Source organism: Halorhabdus tiamatea SARL4B (assembly GCF_000470655.1).
Classification (GTDB): domain Archaea; phylum Halobacteriota; class Halobacteria; order Halobacteriales; family Haloarculaceae; genus Halorhabdus; species Halorhabdus tiamatea.
This window is the reverse complement of record NC_021921.1, coordinates 2783761-2805822: the sequence shown is the minus strand read 5'-3', so window position 1 is coordinate 2805822 and position 22062 is coordinate 2783761. Positions and strand designations below refer to the sequence as shown.

Genomic DNA, 22062 nt, shown 5'->3' with positions numbered 1-22062 from the left:
GGCGAGCTACATCGTGGTGATCTGACCGCAAAAACGTGAGGTAGGGGTAGCGACTGACTCGAATTGACCGGGCGACTGACTCGAAGTGATCGAGGGACTTACTCGAAGTGATCGAGGGACTTACTCGAAGTGATCGAGGGACTTCTGGTACTCCTCGGCGACTTTCTCCCAGTTGAGGACCTCGAAGAAGGCGTCGATGAAGCTGCCGCGGTCCGGTCCGTAGTCGTAGTAGTAGGAGTGCTCCCAGACGTCGAGCGCCAGGATCGGGTGGGAGCCCCACAGCGCACCGTTGTCGTGTTTGTCGACCGCGACGTTCCGGAGTTGCTTGGCGACAGGGTCATAGACCAACAGTGCCCAGCCACCCGCGGCACCGGCTGCGGCCTCGAACTCGGCCTTCCAGGCGTCGTAGGAGCCGAAGTCCTCCTCGATCCGTTCCAGGAGAGCGCCCTCGGGTTCGCCACCGCCGTTCGGGGACATGTTCTCCCAGAACAGCGTGTGCAGGTAGTGACCGGAGCCGTTGTGGGTAACGTTACCCAGCGCGCCGCCGGTCGTGCTGTGATCGCCCGACGCGCGGTTCTCGGCGAGGGTCTCCTCGGCGGCGTCGAGACCGTTCACGTAGCCCTGATGGTGGGTGTCGTGATGCCACTCCAGGACCTGCTCGGAGATGTGCGGCTCGAGGGCGTCGTAGTCGTACGGCAGGGACGGCAGTTCGGGGTTTGAACGTTCGGACATGTGAATTTCCTCCATCTTTTCTGACGAACGGACTCCTGTTAAACCTTTAGAAGCCAAATGCTATCGTGGAACATGGACCGACGGAAAGCGTGGCGTTGGACCGAAACACCAGTCGATCAGCGGGTCAGCGAGCTGCCGTCGATCGGTGTATCTCCAGGCCGTAAATTTCGGGCCACTGCAACGACTGGTCAGCGGATCGTCCGGTGGTTGTGGGCTAGTCTTCGCCGCGCGCTGCCTCGAACATCGCAAGCGCCGCTTCGCGTCGCTCGGCGTGGTCGACGATCGGGGCCGGGTAGTCGGGGGCGTGCATCTCGCGCGTCCCGGGGTCGAGTTCGTGCCAGGAGTGGATGGCGTCGGCCGGAACGCCGTCGAGTTCAGGGACGTACTCCCGGATGTACTCTGCGTCCGGATCGTAGCGGTCGCCCTGGGTCATCGGATTGAAGATCCGGAAGTACGGCTGTGCGTCGGTGCCGGTCGAGGCGGCCCACTGCCAGCCGCCGTTGTCGTTTGCGGTGTCGTGATCCACGAGTCGCTTCCGGAACCAGTCGTAGCCCTTCCGCCAGTCGATCAGCAGATCCTTCGTCAGGAACGACGCGACGATCATTCGGACGCGGTTGTGCATGTACGCCTCCGCCTCGAGCTGGCGCATCCCGGCGTCGACGATCGGGTAGCCAGTCTCGCCGTCTTTCCAGGCCTGCAAGCCCTCCGGATCCGACCGCCACTCGATCGGGTTCTCGTAGGTTTTGAAGTTCTCGGTCACCACCGAGGGATTGAACCACAGAACCTGGGTGTAGAACTCCCGCCACGCGAGTTGGGATTGGAACTCTCGGACGGACTCGCGTTCCGCGTCGCTGTCGGAACGTGCGTAAGCCTCTTCTGTCGCCTCGTAGACCTCACGAATCCCGATCGTCCCGTACGCGAGGTGCTGTGAGAGTCGGGAGGTGCAACCGTCGGCCGGGTAGTCCCGGCGGTCCTCGTAGCGGTAGATGTCTTCGGCACAGAAATCCGCGAGACGTTCGCGGGCTGCAGTCGACGTGACGGTCGGAAGCGACGCCGCCGGCTCGTCGACACTGAGATCCGCAAGCGTCGGAACCGGTGTATCGTCTTCGACGTCGGCGAGGGCAGCGGGCGCTGGCGCGTCCACGGCTGGTGACTTCTCGCGGTCGCGCCACTTCTTCCAGAAGTACGTAAACACCTGATAGGGGTCGCCGTCGTTCGTCCGGATCGTCCCCGGTTCGTGGAGGACAGCGTCGTGAACAGCCGCTCGCTCGACGCCGGCGTCGTCGAGCGCCTCCCGGACGGCCGCGTCGCGCTTGCGGCCGAGTCGGGTATAATCACGGTTCCAGGTGACGCGTTCAGCCCCGAACTCGTCGGCGAGCGTCGGGAGAACAGTCTGTGGGTCGCCGCGGGCGACGACGAGGTCGCTCCCGCGTTCGCGGTAGGCGTCCCGGAGTTCGGAGACGGCTTCGAGGAGAGCGGCGACTCGCGGCGGCCCGGCGTGAGCGAGGACGGCCGGATCGAAGACGAACGCCGGCAGGACAGGTCCCTCGCCCGCTTCGATGTTGTCGCCAGCGAGCCCGCGGTTGTCGGCGACTCGGAGGTCCCGGCGGTGCCAGTGGATGCGCATGCGTCATCCTGGAACGGAACCCACGTCAATCCACGGGCGGATTCCTGCACCGAAACATCGACTGGGGCCAGCGGAGATACTTTGGGTCGACAACACCATCTCATCGTATGAGCGAACCGCTCGAGTGGACACTCGAAGACGGGGTTGCGACGGTGACGATCACGGACGCCGAGGGGCGCAATACTCTCACGCCGGACATCGTCACGGCGGCTCACGACGCACTCGATAGCGTCGCGGACGCCGCGTGTCTCGTCGTCGCCGGCGCGGGCGAGACGTTCTGTGCCGGCGGTGATCTTGAGGGGATCGTCGCCGGCGCACGCGGCGAGCTTTCCGAGGCGGCATTCGTCGACCGCCTCGAACGGATCGACGCGTTGATCGAACGCCTCTATGGGTTTCCAGCACCCACCGTCGCCGCTGTCGACGGACCGGCGTTCGGGGCCGGCGGGGCACTCGCCCTCGCGTGTGACGTGGTCGTCGCGAGCGAGGACGGGTCGATCGGCTTTGGCTTTCACCGCGTCGGGATGCCAGTCGGGGCCGGCGTCTCGACACTCCTCCCGACGGCCGTCGGTGAATCGAGGGCCGCCGAACTCCTCTATACTGGCGAGTTACTCGATGCCGAGCGCGCGAAGGAATTGGGGTTGTTCAAGCGAGTGTTTCCGACCGGTGAGTTCGAGGAACGACTCGACGCGTTCGTCGAAACAGTCGCGTCCGGCCCTCCCGAAGCGACGCGCGAGACCGGACAGTTACTCACAGCGAACGGGCCACAGTCTTTGCATACAGCAATGGAGGCCGAACGCGCCGCCCGGCGACGCCGGTTCGGAACGAGCGAACACGTCGAAGGCGCGGGCGCGTTCATCGACCAGCGCGAGCCCGCGTTCGAAAATGAATGAGCGCTGGGCGACGGTAAACTTGAGAAAACGGGCGAATGTCTGCTGTCTCGACGATTTCCCGCCCGGATGGCAATAGACGCCGCCACCTCAGAGCTTACTTTCGGCGTCTTCGGCGAGTTCTTTCATCCGTTTGCCGACGCGGCCGGCGTCGGAGAACTCGTCTTCGCTCATCGCGTTCGCCAGCGCGTTGCCGAGGACGAAGACGGCGTGTTTGTGCTCGCTTTTGGACATATGAACGTCGGCGGGAGTCACGTCGAGTTCTTTGTACGGTTCGAACAACTCGCTGTCGACGCTTTCCTGCCGGTCGAAATAGTCCATGATCGTTACCATCTCCTCGTGAAGTTCGAGCAGTTCGTCTTTATGCATGGTACGGATACGTTAGGTTGAGTCCGGCATAAGGATTACCCGGGAACACCTACCAGACGTCACAGACCTGCCGAACGACTGTTTGCTCTCAGCCGGGCGGCCACTCCTTCGGGCACCCGGCGGTCTGAAAATTCGTCTCAGAAGACGTACTCGTCGTCGTGTCCCATCATGCCGTCTTCTTCGAGGCCCGGTTCCTCCTCGTCGTCGATCGGGCCACTCGTCTTATACGCCTTCAGCCCCGTTGAGAGGAGGTCCTCGATCGCCTCCTCGCGGTTGAGAAACTCGCCTTCCTCGACTAGCTGGGCGATCTGCATCTCCAGATGATCCGGAATCGTGATCTCTACTTCTGGCATCTGAGTATCCGGCCTTCGACGGAGGGGGAGTTAAGCCTGACGGGCGACGTGCCTCGGCGGGAGACCTCCACCGAACCCGCGATGGCTCACTCGTGGCCGAAAACTTCGACTGGTTCGTAGGGTTCTTCGAGGTACTCGACGTCCGAGGCGCTGAGGTTGATCTCCAGCGCTTCGACGGCGTCTTCTAAGTGTTCGATACTCGAGGTTCCGACGATCGGCGCGTCGACGTACTCGTTCTGGAAGTGCCACGCCAGCGCGATCTGGGCCATCGTCACCCCGTAGTCGGCAGCGAGTTCGGCGACGCGGTCGTTGATCTCCTCGCTGCCCGGCCCCTCGTGATACGGCGTTCCGTAGTCGAGTTCGTGCTCGCCACGCGCTGTCGACGTGAACTCGTCGTGCGGACGCGTGAGATAGCCCGCCCCCAGCGGCGACCACGGCATGACGCCGATGTTCTCCGTGTCACAGACGGGATACATCTCACGTTCTTCCTCGCGGTAGGCCAGGTGATAGAGATTCTGCATCGTCTCGAAGCGCGCGAGTCCCTCCCGATCGCTGACGTGCAGCGCCTTCTGGAACTGATGGGCCCACATCGAGGAGGCTCCGATGTGCCGGACCTTCCCACGCCGAACCGCATCGTCGAGCGCCCGGAGCGTGGTCTCGATCAGCGTGTCGTAGTCCCAGCGGTGGATCTGGTAGAGATCCACGGTGTCCATGCCGAGACGCTCCAGGGAGGCGTCGAGTTCCTGCTCGATGGTCTTCCGGGAGAGGCCCTCCGCATTGCGGTGTTCCTTCGCCCCCGAGAAGCGGACCTTCGTCGCGACGACCTGCTCGTCACGGTCGTACTCCGCGAGGACGTCGCCGAGGATCTCCTCGCTCTCGCCCGACGAGTACGTGTTTGCCGTGTCGAAGAAGTTGACGCCGAGGTCGATCGCCCGCTCGACGAGTTCCCGGCCCTCCTCCGCATCCAGCATCCAGTCGTCCTGACTCCCGAAACTCATACAGCCCAGCGCGATCTTACTGACCTCCATTCCGGTCGAACCGAGTGTCGTGTACTCCATGCCCTCCGACACACGACGTCCGATGAAATATATCTACCGGCGTGAAAAGCACCGACCATGAACGGATAGCGGGCCCCCGGACCAGTTGTTGAATCAACAAACAACAAGCGACAAGCATACGACGGCGCTTGCGCCGTCGTTTCCCCGAGCGCCGAAGGCGCTCGGATGTTTTTGGTCCACCAGAAAACTCACTCCGTTCGTCTTCCGAGCCTTGCTTCGCTTCGCTCAGCAAGACCACCTTTTTACTTCAGAGGGTCGCCGTCGGCGACCCTCTGAAGTAAAAAGGTGGTCTCTAGAAGTAATCGATCGCTTCGGGCAGTTCGGTCTTCATGCCCTTGCGTTCGCGAATCTCGGTGATCTTCTCCGGCTGGAGATTGTCGGCCATGACGCGGAAGCCGGCGTTCTCCGTGTTCCAGGACGCACGACCCTCGGTCGCGCTCCGGATGTCGCTGGAGAAGCCGATCATCTCCTCGACGGGCGCGATGCCCTCGACGACCATGAGGTCGCCTTCCTGGTACATGTCGTCGACGCGGCCACGACGACCCTGGACCTCGCCGCTCGCGGCACCCATGTGCTCGTTGGGGACGTCGATGCGGACGTCCTGGATCGGTTCGAGGAGGCGGATCTCGGCGTCGATCAGGGCGTTGTGCAGCGACTGGCGGACGGCCGGGATGACCTGGGCCGGACCGCGGTGGATGGCGTCCTCGTGGAGCCGGGCGTCGTGGAGGCGAATGAGCGAGCCCTGAACCGGCTCGGCGGCCAGTGGCCCGTCGTTCAAGGCCTCCTCGAACCCTTCGAGGACGAGTTCCATCGTCTCGTTGAGGTGCTGGATCCCCTTCGTGTCGTCGATGATGACGTTCGTCCCGTGGATGTGCTCGACGTTCTGGGACGTGTCCTTGTCCATGCCGGCTTCCTGGAGTGCTTCACGACGCTCCAGTTCGGGCATGTCCATCGAGGCCTCGCCGAGCTGGATCGCGTCGACGATGTCCTCGGAAAGCGGTTCGACGGTGATGTAGAAGCGGTTGTGGCGGTTCGGCGAAATCCCCTCGACCTCGCGGCTGGCTTCCTGGGGTGCCTCCCGGAAGACGACGATCGGTTCGCCGGTCGTGATCGGGATGCCCTGGTTGCGCTCGATGCGCTGGGTGACGACTTCGAGGTGAAGTTCGCCCTGCCCGGAGATCAGGTGCTCGCCGGTGTCCTCGTTGATCTCGATCTCGATGGTCGGGTCCTCCTTACTGACCTGCTGGAGCGTCTCGATGAGCTTCGGCAGGTCGTCCATGCGCTGGGCCTCGACGCTCTTGGTGATGACCGGCTCCGAGATGTGTTCGATCGACTCGAAGGGCGTCATCTCGAGGCTCGAAACCGTCGAGCCCGCGATGGCGTCCTTCAGGCCAGTCACGGCGGCGATATTGCCGGCAGGGACTTCGTCGACTTCCTCGCGTTCGCCACCCATGTAGATGCCGACGCTCTGGACGCGGTTCTTGCCCGCGGTTCCCGAAACGTACAGTTCCTGGCCTTCCTCGATCGTCCCGGAGAAGACGCGACCCGCGGCGACCTCGCCGGCGTGGGGGTCGATGCCGATGTCGGTGACCATCAGGACGACCTCGCCGTCCTCGTCGACGAACTGCATCTGTTCGGCGACGTCGCTGTCGGCGTCGCCACGCCAGATACGTGGAATACGACGGGGCTGGGCGTCGACGGGGTTCGGGAAGTGCTCACACACCATGTCGAGGACGACGTCGCTGAGCGGCGTGCGCTCGTGGAGCTCCTGGCGCTTGTCCGCGCGCTCGAGTTCCATGATCTCGCCGAAGTCCATCCCGGTGCGCTGCATCGAGGGCATCGAGACGCCCCACTTGTACAGCGCCGACCCGAAGCCGACGGTGCCCTCCTCGACGGAGACCGTCCAGTCGTCCTCGATGTCGTCCATCTCCTCGGTCATCCCGCGGATGAGTTCGTTCACGTCGCGGATGACCGCGAGCAGGCGCTCCTGCATCTCCTCCGGCCCTTCCTGGAGTTCGGAGATGAGGCGGTCGACCTTGTTGATGAACAGCGTCGGCTTGACGCCTTCGCGGAGCGCCTGTCGGAGCACCGTCTCGGTCTGGGGCATCGCGCCCTCGACGGCGTCGACGACCACCAGTGCGCCGTCGACGGCCCGCATCGCGCGGGTGACGTCCCCGCCGAAGTCGACGTGGCCAGGGGTATCGATGAGGTTGATGAGGTGGTTGGTGTCCTCGTACTCGTGGGTCATCGAGACGTTCGCCGCGTCGATGGTGATCCCGCGTTCCTGTTCGTCCTCCTCGGTGTCCATCGCGAGCTGTTCGCCGGCGGTCTCGTCGGAGATCATGCCCGCACCAGCGAGGAGATTGTCAGTCAGTGTCGTCTTTCCGTGATCGACGTGAGCCGCGATGGCGATGTTCCGGATGTTCTCCGGTTTGTCCATCAGCGTCTCACATTCCTGTACGATTTTCTTGCGTCGGCCCATGATATGCGTTCCTACCGGTAGGCGTGGTAAAAGGGTAGTGTTTCGCCGTGAGCATGCGATTAGCATGCGAACGGCGAAGCTCGATAGACGACGACCTCTCGAAGGAGTCTATCGGTGTTTCCGCGTGAAGCGTGTCAAAGACACGCGAACGCGGAGGCTCATACTGCCGGCTGTAAGTTCGTAAAGATATACGCCACACCGGGGTGGCGAATTCCTTCAGTCTGTTACAGCCGGCAGTATCAGGAGACGCCGAGCAGTGCGAGGCGTCTGCTGGTGTTTCCAAGCGGGTGCGACAAAGTGGACACCCGCTTGGAAGCTCGAAAGAGAGCGACTGGATAGTACGACGATGCGCACGCGACCGAAGCGGACGCCACACCACGGACTCGACGAGTACCGGGAGCGGTTCCGGACGCCCGCTCGGAGACCGACTGGACGTGAGTTCTGGGGGACACTGGTCGATTTGACTCGCCTGACGCCCGTCGGGCCAGCGGAGGTGCCAGATGAGCGGGTTATCCGATTGCGAGTTTATCGAGGTCGACGTCTATCGGCTCCCCGCCGGGTGTCGTCAACGGCATCGTCGACGTCCGGACGGGTTCGATCGTCAGGTCGAAGAGATCACTATCGTGGGCTGTCTTCGCCACCAAATCGGAACCATTCATCGCTTCGTGAACGTTCCACGTCAGGGTCACGGTGTGGCTCGAATTCGCATTGACAGTCACGCCGGAGTTGAACGCGACCGTTTCACCAGCGAACTCGAGCCACACCGGCTTCGTGACTGGCTGGGTTGCGTTGCTGACTGCGACGTCGGCTTCGAGGGTTGCTCCCGCCTCGACGGTCGTCCCATTGGAGATCTGCGAGCCGTTGTAACGTACCTCTTTGACAACCACATCGAGTTGCTCCTCGGGTTGTTCTTCTATTTTCACATTCTTCGTCTCAGTGTCGTCCATGGTGGTCACGGTGACATCGTCCTGACCGTTGTCGCCGACGGCCGTGTTCCAGGTGAGCGTGACGGTCGTCGAATCGCCCGGATCCAGCGACACGGACGTGATGTCGACTGGACTGTCCCCGTGGTCCCGCAACAGGAGATTCTGGGTTCCGTTTTTCGAGCCGACATTCTCAACAGTGGCGGTGATATTTAACGCATCGCCTTCCGTGACCGGATCGTTCGCGGTGAGGTTCTGAATCTGGAAGTCACCGTCGCCCGCTGCCTGGATCGTGACCTCTTCCGTCTCCAAATCGTCACTCGTCCCGACAGTGATATCGTCGGTGATGGCCCCGCTCGAGACCAAGCCCTCGCTGGTGTCCCATTCGAGTGGCAAATTGGTCCAGTCGTTAGAGATATTCTTGCTATCGACCACGCCTCCGTCGAAATTCTGCAGTGTGACGAGTTCAGAGGGGGCGGGACTCGATCCGGTGTAGTTGATGTCAGCGTAGACGGTGAGCACATCGCCGGCAGTCGTCGGACCGGTAGTACTGATACTGTCGACGGTGTAGTCACCCGTCGTCGGTGTCTGTATCGTGACCGTTTCCGTATCGATCGCGTCCTCACTGCGGACTTCGAGTTGTACCGTGCCATCGTCGTCGGATTTCGTATTCCAGGTCAGCGCACTGGAGAGGTACTTGCTTTCGGGTGGGTCTCCCAGATCCCGGGCGTCAACCGTCACCTCCGTGCTGTCGACCGGAGTTCCGTCGGCGAACAGCCGGATCGTCTGTGTGACCTCTTCGTAGTTGCTGTTCGTGACCGTTACTGGAACGTCCAAGGGGTCGCCAGCCTCGACGGAATTGAGACTGCTCTCGTCGATGTCGACACCGACGCGACCTTCGGCTTCGAGTTCCCACTGGAAACGCGGGTACTCGCCCGGAATCGCGACCCAGGGTCCGCCCTCGTCATTGTAATCTAGATTTGACATGTTACCCCGGTCGGTAACGCCGAGACCCATCATCTCGTCAGTCGTCCGATCGTTGATGTCGATCTGATCTTCAATGACGTGCTCTCCCAGGCCATACGGGTGATGCTGATTATTGTAGTAGACGCTATTTTGGAACGTGTCCTGGTTGTCATCACCCCGGCCGAAAATCGCTCCGCCAGTAGCGGTCCCGTACGAGGTCCGGCCGAGGTCATTAAGATAGCCGTCGATCTCCGACTGCGTCGCAGTTACGACAATGTCGTCACCGGCCCAGTACATCTGCCGGTTGTCGCTAGCGTAGTCCGAGGTCCACCCAACGATACCGCCGACGCTGAACGCACCTTTGACGTCCGCGAGGGAGTACACGGTCGAGACTTCAGTGTTGTAACCAGTCGATCCGACTATACCGCCGATTCCGAGATTTCGATCATTCCAGGGATGGCTAACCCCGTTGACAGCACCAGCCGGAATACCACCGATGACTTCGCCATCAACGACTAACCTGTTGTCCAGGTCTGCATTGTGGGTGGACCCCACGATTCCACCGACTTCCTGATATTCGGCTTCGACTCTACCTTCGACTCGGGTGTTTTCGATGATGCCACCGGTAGCGCCCGCAACACCCCCAGTGACCTGCTGCCCGTGGATGTCAACACCCTCTAAACGGAGGTTTTCGATCGTTGAGCCGCTCCCGACGTAACTCGCAGCATCGAAGTCATGGACGACAGCGAACAGACCGACGAAGTTTTCGTTCGGACGGTCGATGTAGAGGTTCTCTATTTTGTGTCCCTGACCGTCGAAGTCGCCCTCGAACTCGGCACCACCTCGAGACTGATCGCCGATCGGCTCGAATCCCTTCCCGTTGTTCCAATATTTTGTGCCAGTCGCGTCGATATCGTCAACGAGTTTGTAGTCTTCATCGAGACCGTTCTGTGGAATACACTGCAATTGGTCGACGTTGCTGATTTCGTACCGACCCTGTGAATCTGTCGTCCAAATCACGTTTGAACAATCAGGTCCGTCTCGCTTGATGACCACGCGTTCGGACGCCTGATCATCGGGTGTCGCGACCGTCACCGAACCCGTTCGAGTCGGATCGTTCCACGTCATGTCGACCATCGTCATCTGGCCGCCGGGAAGACCACTGACGTAGGCGGTGTCCTCACCTGAGCCGGAGGGGTCTTTTAGTTCAACGGGTCCGGATGCTGTCGTGTCACCGATGTTCTTGAGGTACGCTTGGACGTCGACGGATTCGGTGACTACATTGGCCCCCGAAACATTGACGTTCCGATCGTTCCCGTCAGCTAGAACGTTGAAGGTCTCTTTTTCGATCACGTTACCGTCATCGATGATCCGACCAGTGATCGTATAGTCCTGCCACCACCCGTAAGATTGAGAATGAGACAGAGTTCCGGTCGTACTGGTCGAATTTTGAATATCCTTTGACGTATAACTATATGCCCCGTCAAACACAAATGATACATGATCGAACCCACTTGCAGGGTTTACATTATAATCGACCGAGAAAGAGCTTGGTTGCTGACTCCAATCGTATGAATTATCAGTAACGTAAATATTAGTAAACGTAGCTTGTTGGGCCGTATTCTTCGACGTCTGAATATTCTCGACCACCAGTCGTGATTCGATATCGAGCTCTCGCGTCTCACTGTCGCCGTCGACCGCGATCTCGATCTCCGTATCTGACGTGTTGACGTCCGCCGGGACGTTCCACTGCAACGTCACGCTGGTGCTACTCGGATCACCAGATCGCAGTCCGATCGTCTGAACAGTGTCGTCAACGGCGACGACCCTGTCCTCGAAGCCGTTGAGCCAGACCGTCGGTGCGTCGCTATCGCCGCTGTTCGAGACCGTCGCCTCGACGGTCACCGTGGAGTTTCCGGGATCCACCGCACCGCCAGGCACACCGTCGACACGGACCTCGTCGATGTTGACGTCGAAGTCAGTGGGCGTTGGCGTTTGAACAGTGACGGGCTGAGTCACGGTATCGTCCGCGCTTGCCACGGTCAGGTCAACGGTTTGTCCACCGTGACCGGTACTGTCCCACGGGAAGGACATTGTCGTTGACGCGCCACTCGAGAGATTCTCGTCGAGTACCGCGTCCACGACCTTGCCGTCCGCAAGCAACGCGATGTCCTGCTCGGTCGCCTGGCTGCCGACGTTCTCGACGGTCGCGTCGACGGTAACCGAATCGCCGTCCCAGATGGGACTCGGGTTGATATTGTCGATGGCGACCTCGAACGTCGCGTTCGCGGCCATCCCCTTGTCGATCTCGATGGGGCTCTCCGATGCAGTGTCGTGATACGTCTCGGCGATCACCTCGCCGCTGGACGTGTTGAAAGCGTTCGTGGTCGTCCAGTTGATCGAAACCGTCTTCGTCGTTCCGGCGTTCATGCTCACTTTCTTCCAGGCGACTGGCGCCGGACCACTCCCACTGTTGTCGTCGAACTGTAACTCGACCAGCTGGGTGTCGTTGATTGCCGCGGTGTTGGTGATCTCGACGTCGGCCTGGAGATCATCGCCGGCGGTGAGATCCGAATCGGGGACAGAGAGGCTGTCGATCTGGAATTTCCCGCGCTCCGGTCGTTTGACGATGTCGACCGGGCCGTACTTGTCGTTCGTATCCAGCGTGACCACCTGGAACGTGACATTGCTACTCCCCGTCGCGTTGACCTGGAAACTACCCGGTTTACTGTCACCATACCCATCCAGATAGACGTCCGTTTTATCGAGTGGGATCCAGTTACTCGAACCGTCCTCACTGAAGAGGAGAACGACGGGCGTCGTTCCGTTGCTGACGTAGTCGTTTTCGACTGTCCATTCGAGCTCGATCTTGTCCTGTCCGGCGACGACGTCGTCAGTGGTGATATTCTTCGGCCCGGCCAACCTGACGTCATCGAAGGACACGTTGAAATGTGGATTGACGGTGGCGTTTTTCGGGACGTTTCTGGCCAGCGGATCTGCCAAACAGCCTTCGTTAGGCGCATCGACGTAGTCGACGAACTGTTCGTGGTCAGGGCCACCAGAGGGGTCCCTTTCCACGACGCAGGTCAAGGTTTCTTTCGGGTCGATCGGGTAGGTATCGTTATTGAGGGAGGTGACAGCACCGTTGGTTGCACTCGGAGTGACTGGACTACCGGTGAGGTTAAACCATCGCCCAGATCCGCTCGTATCGTAGATTAGCCATTCGTCGAAGCCGTCATCGTAGATTCCTAACATATACTGTGACTGTGGAACGGGGCTTCCTGCCCCGGATCCCTTGATAGAAGACACGTTAACTTTCCCGCCCAAACCATCGATCGTCGCGTTCGAGACGTTGACCAGCCCAGTCAATGCTGCCTCTCCGGAATAGAAGACGCCGTCGTCGAACGTCTGATTCGTTAACGTGAAGCCGCCGTCGAACTTGTCGAAGACGATCTCGACTTCGTTCGAACTAATCCGATTGACAGTAGGCGTCTCAGTCATCCGATTTTCGGCGTACATCTGCCAGGCATCGGCGTACTCACTTTCGATCGTGACTTTGATCGTGACCGGTGCCATGATGTCGCTATAGCCTGTCAGATTCCAGTGCGGGCGCATCATCTCCCGAATCTGTTCGGACTGATTCGCGGACTTCTCGAGCAGGCGTTTTGCCGTGATAGACTCCGAATCCGACATCTGAGAGAGATTTACCGATCGGAACGATAGATCGACCACCTCTCCCCTGTAATCGAACGTCGGTTCCTGGACAATCTCGATGAGATCCCCCTGCTTTTCGAACAGTGCACCCCCTTGATAGGCAGTTACGGTGCCGTCCGCCGCTTCGTGCTCGATGGTGCCGAGATCGATCCTTGTGTAATTGCTTTGGTTGCTGGCTTCTACGAGTCCAACATAATCTGGATCGGTCTTAATACTGACATTTACAGTCCCCTCGTCGAGTGCTTTGATATCGTCCCCAGTCCCGGTCGGAAATTCGAACTCGGTTGCGGTATCGATCTGACTGCCTGTCAGTGAATGCAAGCGATTTCCCATCTCCTGCATCGAGTCCTGTGCGAGACGGTCCTCGGTCTGGGCTGTCGCCCCCTCGAAAGCGTGTAACCCGATCACGATCAGACCGACCGCCAGGAAAATCACGAACGAAAATATCAGAATCGTCCCGAGGATCTCCGAAACACTTCGCTCGTCAGCACAGATCTCGTCGTACTGTCCCCTTGTTGTCCGATTCCCCATATTGATTAAAATTGTACGCCTTGTAAGGATATAAACGTTATCTATATAACCAGATGTGTATTTTATTCAGACAACTGTGGAGAGATTTAATAAGGCAGTGATGAGCCGTATTGGGGTATCAAGTGCAGAACGGCAGTACGAGAACGAAGCAACGATCGATGGGAGGATTAAAGTATGGAGTCGCCGTATTGACACGCATATACGTGACACGGACTCCGAGGGGGATTCCGGATATCGAGATGGAAAGGCTACGTCGATGGGCCCATCCGGATCCAGCGAGATGCTGGCGTCGTCACGCATCGAGGGGAATGGATCACGTGAACGTACAACAATTGAAGAAGCAACCGAATCAGCGGGGCACGGAGAGGATGAAAACGTCGAACGGACCGAGAGTGTGCCCTCGTACTACCGGTGGCGAGTTCGCAAACAGATCTGTCGCCCCGTGGTGGGGAATTCCGTCGGGTTGTTACAGCCGGCAGTATCAATCAACGGTAGGGAATACATGAGTGTACGTGGTCAAACGACCTACGACTATCTGCTCGGGATATCGCTCCTCCTGATCGCGATAACGGCTGTCTTCTGGCTGTTTCCACAGGTGTTCGATCCGTTCTTCGATCCGGTATCGAGCGATCAGGACAAGATGGCCGACCAGCTTGCGGCCGAGGTCATCGAGACGAATGCTACGACCACTGGAGAGCGGACCCTCAACGTGAGTACTGGAACATTCACGGCCAAGTACCTGGCAGAGCTTAAAGACCGAAGTGGCGTCCCAGACTTGCGCAAAGTCAACCTCACGCTACGTAGATCCGGAACGATCGAAGCGAGCGGGGGGCCGTCCGAGCCGTCCGGAAAACCACTCGCTAGCAGTGTCCGGACCGTCCGAACAACCCAGGCAGGGAATCTCGACAACTGTACAACTGCCTGTGACCTAGTCGTCCGGGTGTGGTAATATGAAGGGGACTACGAGGGGGCAAGCTTACGCCCTCGAAGGGGTTATCGGGGTACTCATTATCGGAATCGCCCTCATCTTGGGGATGCAGATCGTCGACGTGACACCAGCGAGCAACGCCGGTGGACATCTTGCGGAAATCGAAACCCAAGCGGCCGACGTCATGCATATCGCCCGAGAAGACGACCGCATTCACTCGACGGTAGCCTGCGTCGACAGCGATGGCGAACCGGCGATGCTGAGCCCCGGTGATCCACCCGACACGGCATTCGGAGCGTTGCTGGACGAGACACTCGAGAATCGTGGCACGTACACTATTGAGCTTGAGTTCATCAACGCCAGCGGAGTTGTCCGGACCAAATCGTTGATGAGTCGGTCGGCACCGCAGCGCGCGACAGGAACAGTGACGGAACAGGTTGTGATGTACGATACGGATCAGGTTCGAAGCGGTGAGACGTGTGTGCCAACAGGGACGACACTCGAAAACGCCAGTAGCGACGAGTTCTATATCGAGGATCACGACACGGACAGTGAGGTCTACGGCATGGTCAAACTCCGGGTGATCGTATGGTAACCAGGGGCGGTCCCGGAGGCGACCGAGGACAACTTGTCGTGATTGCCGCACTCATGATCGCCCTGACAGTACTCGCCAGTGTGGTCCTGCTCAACACTGTCCATACCTCACCTGACGTCACCGTTCGTTCTGACGCATCGGGTCTTGCGGATACCGATCGAAGTGCGACAGAGCTCCGTGACGAACTCCGAACCGCGTTCCTTGCCGCGAATGCCAGCGAAATGACAACGAACGATAATCGACTCGCGTACGCCGATCAGACCCATCTTAAAAGCGTCGTCAAAAGCATCGAAACCGAGTACAACGATCTCGCCAGCACCGATCGGGCGATGGTCGTCAACGTCACGTATAACCACAGTGCTGCCGTGGAGGGTGCGCTCACGTATTACAGCGGGAGTGGAAGTATGTCATTGAGCGGCAGTGAAACGCTCCTGGAAGATGCAGATGGGAAGGCACCGCTGGTTTCGCTGAACGCAACCACCGACCTCACACTCGAATTCAACGACACAGACACGAACACGAGCCGGTTCCTGAACGTGACGAGTACCAGCGTCGAATTTAACGGCAGTGACATCCACACGTTCAACACCAGTAGCTTTGTCCAGGTGGATTTCCACAATGGCACCGGTGAAATCAGGACAGTAGACGATTTCTATGGCAATGCCAACGTCGACTTCGGCGACTTCAACAACGTAACGCTCCACGACAGCTCCACGTCCGTGGGTTCGACCATCGAAATATCTGCCGAGGGGGCCACATGTGGATCTGGATCCGTCCCGTGTGTTGACGATGCAGGCATGGACCTCAATCCGACGTTCATCGTCAGGACGGCAGATCCAAGCGTCACGTACGAAACGCAGTTCACGCTATTCGAGGTGAGCGGATCATGAGGGACTGGTCAGGATGGCCGTCGTTCGACCGACGATCCGAGTCCTTCACTGGAGATACCCGTGGTGTGTCGGTCGCAATCACACACGGGCTCACCATCGCGATTACGGGTGTGCTGTTGATAGGCTTGCTCAATGCGTCGGGCGCACTGCTCGACAGTCAGGAGGAGCGTATCAGTCACGATCAGGTCTCGGAGATCAACGGAGACATACTATCCCACATCAACACGGTCGATCGCCTCGCAGCGAACGGTGAGGCCGCCAGCCTCAACGTAACGCTGAGCTATCCAGACCGCATCATGGGATCGTATAATTACCAGGTTGATCTTCGCGGGAATGGTGATCCGGCGGTTCTCGAGGTGCGTGTCCCTCGTCTCGATCAGTCCATCACTCGCGAACTCGAAACCAAGGCCGGTATCGATCCGGCACAGGATTCGGGCCCGGAGATCACCATCTCGCTTTGTGATGGATCGATCACGCTTGGGGGGTGCTCCTGATGAAGCAGTACCTCCCCACCACGGTCGTTGCGGGGAAACCACTCGATGAGCGGGCGCTCTCCGACGTCGTCGCGTTCACGCTCACCTTCTCGATCATCATCGTCAGCGTCTCGCTCGTCTCTATGTTCGCCGTCGGGTCACTCGTCGACCTCGCCGGCACCCAACACATCCAGAATAACGATCGTGGCACACAGGCTGTCGCCTCAACACTGGATGAGATTCATCGAAGTGGGGACGCGTACCGGCAGTTCGATATCTCTCCGGGCGACGGACACCTCTTCTTCAACCGGACAAACATCACGATCGAAAGTTCCCAGGTGGACCTACGCGCCATCAGCGGAACCGCCAATACTGCCGAGGTTTCGATTGGAGCCTTAGAAACCCGCTTTGAGCGATCCGACCGCACAGTACAGATCGCCTACGAAGGTGGCGGCGTCTTCCGGACTGACTACGCCACGCCGCGGTACAGTCCCTCGATCACATGTTCGCCCGATGAGACCACAATCGTGTCACTCGTCAACCTGACAACGGACGAGTCGATTTACGAGACGGGTGTCTTCAGCAATGAATACGCGATCCAGCCGTCAAACGTCCCTGATTCGGTTCCGTTCGCTCCGAACAACGAATACGCCACGTTCGAGGCTGAACTCGTCGATCAGGACCGGATCCACCGTCGTGATCCCAGTGTCGACCTCGATATCGAACTCGACGTCTCGAAGACGGCCCATCCCGAGCAGTGGAAGCAATTCTTCGAGAATGCCGACGGCTGGAGTTGGAATACCGGAGACACGAAAGGAGTCTGCGAAAATAACGACGATGTGTTGATACGGGTCGTCACGATCGAACTCAGTTATCCGATGGAGTAGTCATCGCGGAAGGGTTCGGAACTGGCTATCCCCCGACGGCAATCCACACCACGAGAGACACGGTCATCAACGCGACCGCGTACTTCAGTCCGGAGATGATCCGAACGTTCCTGATGTATCCGGCGATGACGGCCGAGAAGATGGCCTGCAACGAGACGGCATGGAAGAACAGCATCGACAGCATGTCGTTGCCTGGCATGTTCGACCCGAAGCTCTGGCCGCCCATCGCCCCGCTGGAACCCGAGGCCTGACTCGAGAGGCCGGCCATCGTCTCGAAGAACTGCACTTTGAGCATGGCGATGACGCCCAAAAGCGTCATGAACGTCATGATGATGATGACGACTTGCATCCGCGTCCGTGACTTCCGATCGCGTTCGATGTCGTCCTGGTTCTCGCTGGCCTGGGCGGCCGTCGAGAGGACGTCCTGGATCTGGTTGGAGGCCTCCTGCGCCTCACTGATGAGCTTGACGATTCGGCTGAGACGTGGGACATGATACTTGTTGTTGAACTCCCGGAGGGCCTGTTTGAGGTTCGTCCCGTAGTTGACCTTCCGGTGCATGACCGAAAACTCGTCTGCGAGGCGTCCCGAGGACGTCTGGGCGACGATGTCAAGCGATTCGAGCAGCGTCATCCCCGTCTCGTTGGCACTCGAGAGTTTCCGGAGGTTCTCCGAGAGTTTGCCGATGATCGAGCGGCGGTAGCGGACGTTCCACTCGTGGAAGATCGACAACGGAATGAAGTTGATGTAGGCCGGCATGTACAGCCAGAAGAACGTCCCCTGAAGCGGATCGGATTGCATCCCCCCAAGAGACGTCGGTGCCCATCCCACCACCACGGCAACCATCAACGCCACCAGCGTGATGGGGATTGTCACCGCGAGCACGTACGGCGGGTTGTCCCGAAGGAAAATGTGGGGCGCTTTCAGGATCTCTAGTACCTGATGAGTCCCCTCGCGGTCGTTGATTCGATCGAAAATGTTGTACCCATCCGTATACTGCTCGATCAGACCGAGGCTGAAGAGGTCCGTCTCGCCCTCGATCTGGGCGCGCTTTTTGGGATCGTCCGGGAGCAGGAAGCCGTCGCTGCTCTCGTCTGAAGTGACCGTCGAAACCAACACGAGGAAGGCGACGTTGATCATCGGGATCAACCCATAGACGGTAATATACATGAGTTGGGTACTCGCGTTGCCCATCATACTCATCACGACGAGGATGATGATGAGCAGCAGCGGGAACAGCGATAGCGTCATGTACATCTCCCCGAACAACTCGAGGGTCTCGAGCATGCGCTCCTGGGTCTGCTTGCTCGTGCGCATGTACTTGTTCTTCTGGTCCTCGAGGAACGACGTCATGTCCCCGCCGGAGTCGACGATCGAGAGCATGTCCGTCAGGAACTGACTCAACTCGTCGCTCGGTGTCTGAATCGCCTGATTTCTGATCGCCGTCCGGTAGTCCGTATCGAAGTACGTCGTCTCCAGAACGATGCTCTGGAACTCCTTTGCGACCTCACCGTACGTGTCGTCGGCTTCCGCGATCGCTTCGAGGATGTCGAGTTGATTGAGCCCACCGACCGACAGCGCGTACATAAAGGAGACGGCGTCCGAAAGCATCACGTTGATCTCGCGTTCGCGAGCACTCGCCCGGAAGTACGGGATCGAGACCAGCGACCCGAACCCGACAGCGAACCCGATCGTTCCGAACAACAGCCCCGAAACGACCATCAGGAACGGGAGCTTTAGCGCCTGAATGATGGGGAGCACGCTCCTGGGGAGGCCAAGCCCGAGAAACGACGGCATCTGATCGGCGAACAGCGTCGCCACCAGCAGATAGCCGAGCAACATGCCGACCAGCCACAGCGACGTGCCGGCGATCGTACCGACGGCAAGCGCCCGCGAGAGGAACATCTCGACGTTGTCGGCCATGCGGGCTTCCGCCAGTTTCGTCTCGACGTTGGCGACGAAGTCGCCGTCCTCGTCGAACAGTCGGCGAAAAAACGGGTAAAACGTATCGCCGAGACCCCCGGCCTCACCGATCGGCGACCCTGCCTGACGCGTCTGTAAGCTCATGCCTCTTCGACCCCGTCGGAGCCGGCTTTCGGCACGAACCGACCGAAGTCGACGGTCTCATCGTCCCCTTCATCGACCCCGTCGTCGGCCAGCGCGCTCACGATGTCACTCCGGGCCTGGTCTTTGTACCGGTCGAACAGCGGCGTCGCGTTCTCGAGGACGTCCTCGGCCTCTGTCAGTAACTCGTCTGGCGGGTCCGGTCGGGGCACCATCTCCTCCTTTTCCGGGTCGACCTCGATCTGGACGGACTCCATCTCCCGGAGATCCTCGAGGCTATGTGCGAGTTGGTCGTTGGCGATCAGCGTCATGATCGTCTTCGGATCGTTGATGAACGCCTGCAGCGTCGCTGCCACCTCGGTGTAGGTGTTCAGTCCCTGCTCGATGAGGTACGCGAGGACCACTTTCCGCATGAACAGCTCCTCGTCGAGGGTGTCCTGATCCCACCCGCGGTCGAACTTGATCTCCTCTAGGGTGCTCGAAGAGCCCATCTGGAGGAACTCGTCGGATTCAGCCTGCCACTGGTAGACGTCCCTGACGTTGATCTCGTCGTTCTCCGGAGAGTACTCGTTGATCTCGGTCAGGGTCTTGTTCCGGCGGACTTTCCGACCCTGTACCCGGGTCTGGGTCTGGATCGACACGAGATCCAGCGCGGTGAAGAGGGTCTTCGAAACGTTGATTGGATCGGTCGTGAACCGTTTGATGACCTCCCCGACGGTGTCGGCGTGGAACGTCGAGTACCCGGTGTGACCGGTCGACATGACCTGAAAGAGGTCACGCCCCTCTTCACCACGGACCTCGCCCATGACGATGTAATCCGGACGCTGACGGAGTGCCGCTTCGAGCAAGTCGAACTCGTCGATGTCGCCGGTCTGGTCCTCCCCGAAGGACGGACGGGTCACGCTGGCGACCCAGTTGCGCTGTGGGAGTTCGACCTCGCGGGTGTCTTCGATAGAGACGATCTTCGCGTTGCTGGGGATGAAAAGCGAAATCGCGTTCAGCGAGGTCGTCTTCCCCGACGCCGTCCCGCCCGCGAAGATCATCGACTTGTTGTTCTCGATCGCGAGCCAGAGGAACGCCATCTCGTCTAAGCTGAATGTGTTCCAGTTGATGAGGTCCACCGGCGTGAACGGGACGTCCTTGAACTGCCGGATCGTGTAGTTGGTCCCGTGATCGGAGACCTCCCGCCCCAGAGTGAGCTGGGCACGCGAGCCGTCGGGCAGGGTCGCGTCGACCTGCGGTTGGCGCTTTGAGATACCCTTCCCGGAACGCTGGGCGAGTTTCACCACGAAGTCGTCGAGGTCGCTCTCGCCGTGCTCGACGTTGGTGATGGTCTGCTCGTAGTCGGTGTGATAGGCGAACACCCGGGAGTTGTACCCGTCACACGAGATGTCCTCGACGTTGATGTCGTGTTTGATCGGGTCGATCTTGCTGTAGCCGATGTAATCACGCTTGAGAAAGTAAAGCAGCTTCTCGACCTGGTATTCGTTGAGCGTGTCGGGATCGTCCGCGAGGATCGCCGGTTCCGGTCGCGCCGAGATCCCGTCGAGACCATTCGACTCCGCGACCGGTTCGATCGCGTCGGTCTCGGTGTCCATCCCCACCAGCCCCTTGAGCCACTCGGTCGAACCCATGCCAGCATCCGTTTGGATCGGCTCCTCGTAGATGTCGTAGCGCGCGAGGAGGTCCTGGGCCTCACGTTCGATGACGCCGGCCCGATCGACCTCACCGTCCTCGACGCTGACCCCCTCTTCCGCGTACTTGATGGCCGTCTTGAGCTTGTTCCCAAGGAAGTCCTTCAACTCGCGCTCGATGTCGTTGAGCGCTGGTTCGATGACGTAGTACTTTCGCTCGTTCTCCTTTTTCGAGTGAAAGAGGATGACGCAGGCGTAGGGTTTGTTGACCCAGTAGCGCTCGACTTCCTCGAAATGGAGCTTTTTCTCCATCGGGACGGCCCGCTCGAGGTCGTAGCGGTTGACCACCGTCGTGTGGCCCTCGACCGTCGAGAAGAACGCGTCCTCGTCGAGGTCCTCGTTGACGTCGACCGTCCGTTCGTCGACGAAATCCGCGAGTTCGTCCGCCAGGTTCTGACCGTGACTCAATCGACCCTCGATTTCGTCGGGTTCGAACCCGAGATGGTCGCGCTTCTCGAAATCGATCTGCTCCCCCTCGTCGTCACGCGGGACTGACCCGTCCGGTTCGTAGTAGTATTCCTGTTTGAAGTGTTCCCAAAGATACGTTCCCCTGACGACCGGCGTGGTCTCGGGATCGACGAAGTCCTGCCAGTGTGTGTTCAGCGTCTTTGCGTCACTCGCGTGTTCCTGGAGGATCGCGGCTGTTCGATGCGGATCGAACCCGAGGTACTCGCTCCGGTCGAAGGCTCCCCCGTCGTGGAACTCACGCCGAAAATCGACCCAGTCGTAGGCGGCTTCGTCACCGCCCTCGTTGGTTTGTTCGTCGTCGCTGTCCCCGAACAGCGAGGTGGCCCGCGACCGAATCGTGTCGCCCCCACCACTTTCATCATCAATTGCCATTGCCCTTAGTTCTCTCACTCGGACGAAAAAAGTTTACGTAAGACGCGTGTC

15 protein-coding genes are annotated in these 22062 nt (G+C 59.6%); 6 read left to right on the top strand and 9 right to left on the bottom strand.

The features are described from left to right. Positions 1–120: 120 nt before the first annotated feature. Together sod and HTIA_RS13770 are read right to left on the bottom strand one after the other, a co-directional pair. Complete coding sequence (sod, locus tag HTIA_RS13775) at positions 121–732, bottom strand: superoxide dismutase (protein ID WP_044951224.1); 612 nt, start codon at positions 730–732, stop codon at positions 121–123. 214 nt (positions 733–946) lie between these two features. Then, positions 947–2359, bottom strand: a complete 1413-nt coding sequence (locus tag HTIA_RS13770; RefSeq protein WP_008525328.1) for a cryptochrome/photolyase family protein — start codon at positions 2357–2359, stop codon at positions 947–949. Between the two features lie 107 nt (positions 2360–2466). On the opposite strand from HTIA_RS13770, the gene HTIA_RS13765 reads away from it, so the two are divergent. Further along, positions 2467–3249: an enoyl-CoA hydratase/isomerase family protein gene (locus HTIA_RS13765; protein WP_008525329.1), complete on the top strand. Its 783-nt coding sequence runs from the start codon at positions 2467–2469 to the stop codon at positions 3247–3249. Between the two features lie 87 nt (positions 3250–3336). Here the strand turns inward: HTIA_RS13765 and HTIA_RS13760 are convergent, their stop codons facing one another. From HTIA_RS13760 to HTIA_RS13740, 5 genes are all read right to left on the bottom strand, one after another. Beyond that, complete coding sequence (locus HTIA_RS13760; protein WP_008525330.1) at positions 3337–3615, bottom strand: UPF0058 family protein; 279 nt, start codon at positions 3613–3615, stop codon at positions 3337–3339. A 137-nt stretch (positions 3616–3752) separates the two neighbouring features. Next, on the bottom strand, positions 3753–3968 hold the full coding sequence (locus tag HTIA_RS13755; protein ID WP_008525331.1) for a ribbon-helix-helix domain-containing protein: 216 nt from the start codon (positions 3966–3968) through the stop codon (positions 3753–3755). A gap of 86 nt (positions 3969–4054) precedes the next feature. Beyond that, complete coding sequence (locus HTIA_RS13750) at positions 4055–5026, bottom strand: aldo/keto reductase (protein WP_008525332.1); 972 nt, start codon at positions 5024–5026, stop codon at positions 4055–4057. 292 nt (positions 5027–5318) lie between these two features. Continuing rightward, positions 5319–7508, bottom strand: a complete 2190-nt coding sequence (locus HTIA_RS13745) for an elongation factor EF-2 (protein WP_008525333.1) — start codon at positions 7506–7508, stop codon at positions 5319–5321. 509 nt (positions 7509–8017) lie between these two features. Further along, positions 8018–13642 (bottom strand): CARDB domain-containing protein, encoded by a 5625-nt coding sequence (locus tag HTIA_RS13740; RefSeq protein WP_008525334.1) that lies wholly within the window; start codon positions 13640–13642, stop codon positions 8018–8020. Between the two features lie 100 nt (positions 13643–13742). Here HTIA_RS13740 and HTIA_RS17225 point away from each other — a divergent pair, with 100 nt between their 5' ends. The 5 genes from HTIA_RS17225 to HTIA_RS13715 all read left to right on the top strand — a co-directional run bounded on the left by HTIA_RS17225 (position 13743) and on the right by HTIA_RS13715 (position 17415). Next, positions 13743–14591 carry a DUF7287 family protein gene (locus HTIA_RS17225; RefSeq protein WP_242401903.1) on the top strand — a complete coding sequence of 283 codons (849 nt, stop codon included), beginning with the start codon at positions 13743–13745 and terminating at the stop codon, positions 14589–14591. Between the two features lies 1 nt (position 14592). Further along, positions 14593–15165 (top strand): DUF7288 family protein, encoded by a 573-nt coding sequence (locus HTIA_RS13730; RefSeq protein WP_021029668.1) that lies wholly within the window; start codon positions 14593–14595, stop codon positions 15163–15165. Then, entirely contained in the window at positions 15159–16055 is an 897-nt protein-coding gene (locus HTIA_RS13725; protein ID WP_021029669.1) for a DUF7261 family protein, read from the top strand. The genes HTIA_RS13730 and HTIA_RS13725 overlap by 7 nt, the downstream gene beginning before the upstream one ends. Positions 16056–16120: 65 nt before the next feature. After that, the gene (locus HTIA_RS15510) at positions 16121–16549 is read left to right on the top strand and encodes a DUF7266 family protein (protein WP_020936477.1); all 429 of its coding nucleotides are present in this window, start codon (positions 16121–16123) and stop codon (positions 16547–16549) included. After that, the gene (locus HTIA_RS13715) at positions 16549–17415 is read left to right on the top strand and encodes a DUF7289 family protein (protein WP_008525341.1); all 867 of its coding nucleotides are present in this window, start codon (positions 16549–16551) and stop codon (positions 17413–17415) included. The genes HTIA_RS15510 and HTIA_RS13715 overlap by 1 nt, the downstream gene beginning before the upstream one ends. Positions 17416–17440: 25 nt before the next feature. On the opposite strand, the gene HTIA_RS13710 is transcribed toward HTIA_RS13715, so the two are convergent. Together HTIA_RS13710 and HTIA_RS13705 are read right to left on the bottom strand one after the other, a co-directional pair. Then, positions 17441–19480 (bottom strand): type II secretion system F family protein, encoded by a 2040-nt coding sequence (locus HTIA_RS13710; RefSeq protein ID WP_008525343.1) that lies wholly within the window; start codon positions 19478–19480, stop codon positions 17441–17443. Then, a complete protein-coding gene (locus HTIA_RS13705; protein WP_008525345.1) occupies positions 19477–22011 on the bottom strand; it encodes a type II/IV secretion system ATPase subunit in 2535 nt (844 codons plus the stop codon). Before HTIA_RS13705 ends, HTIA_RS13710 begins: the two co-directional genes overlap by 4 nt. Positions 22012–22062: the final 51 nt, after the last annotated feature.

Excerpts from the sequence above, each read along its gene's own strand:
- sod (WP_044951224.1), bottom strand. The coding sequence starts at position 732 with ATGTCCGAACGTTCAAACCCCGAACTGCCGTCCCTGCCGTACGACTAC.
- HTIA_RS13730 (WP_021029668.1), top strand. The coding sequence starts at position 14,593 with ATGAAGGGGACTACGAGGGGGCAAGCTTACGCCCTCGAAGGGGTTATC.
- HTIA_RS17225 (WP_242401903.1), top strand. The coding sequence starts at position 13,743 with ATGAGCCGTATTGGGGTATCAAGTGCAGAACGGCAGTACGAGAACGAA.
- HTIA_RS13710 (WP_008525343.1), bottom strand. The coding sequence starts at position 19,480 with ATGAGCTTACAGACGCGTCAGGCAGGGTCGCCGATCGGTGAGGCCGGG.
- HTIA_RS13715 (WP_008525341.1), top strand. The coding sequence starts at position 16,549 with ATGAAGCAGTACCTCCCCACCACGGTCGTTGCGGGGAAACCACTCGAT.
- HTIA_RS13705 (WP_008525345.1), bottom strand. The coding sequence starts at position 22,011 with ATGGCAATTGATGATGAAAGTGGTGGGGGCGACACGATTCGGTCGCGG.
- HTIA_RS13770 (WP_008525328.1), bottom strand. The coding sequence starts at position 2,359 with ATGCGCATCCACTGGCACCGCCGGGACCTCCGAGTCGCCGACAACCGC.
- HTIA_RS13765 (WP_008525329.1), top strand. The coding sequence starts at position 2,467 with ATGAGCGAACCGCTCGAGTGGACACTCGAAGACGGGGTTGCGACGGTG.
- HTIA_RS13745 (WP_008525333.1), bottom strand. The coding sequence starts at position 7,508 with ATGGGCCGACGCAAGAAAATCGTACAGGAATGTGAGACGCTGATGGAC.
- HTIA_RS13725 (WP_021029669.1), top strand. The coding sequence starts at position 15,159 with ATGGTAACCAGGGGCGGTCCCGGAGGCGACCGAGGACAACTTGTCGTG.
- HTIA_RS13760 (WP_008525330.1), bottom strand. The coding sequence starts at position 3,615 with ATGCATAAAGACGAACTGCTCGAACTTCACGAGGAGATGGTAACGATC.
- HTIA_RS13755 (WP_008525331.1), bottom strand. The coding sequence starts at position 3,968 with ATGCCAGAAGTAGAGATCACGATTCCGGATCATCTGGAGATGCAGATC.
- HTIA_RS13740 (WP_008525334.1), bottom strand. The coding sequence starts at position 13,642 with ATGGGGAATCGGACAACAAGGGGACAGTACGACGAGATCTGTGCTGAC.
- HTIA_RS13750 (WP_008525332.1), bottom strand. The coding sequence starts at position 5,026 with ATGGAGTACACGACACTCGGTTCGACCGGAATGGAGGTCAGTAAGATC.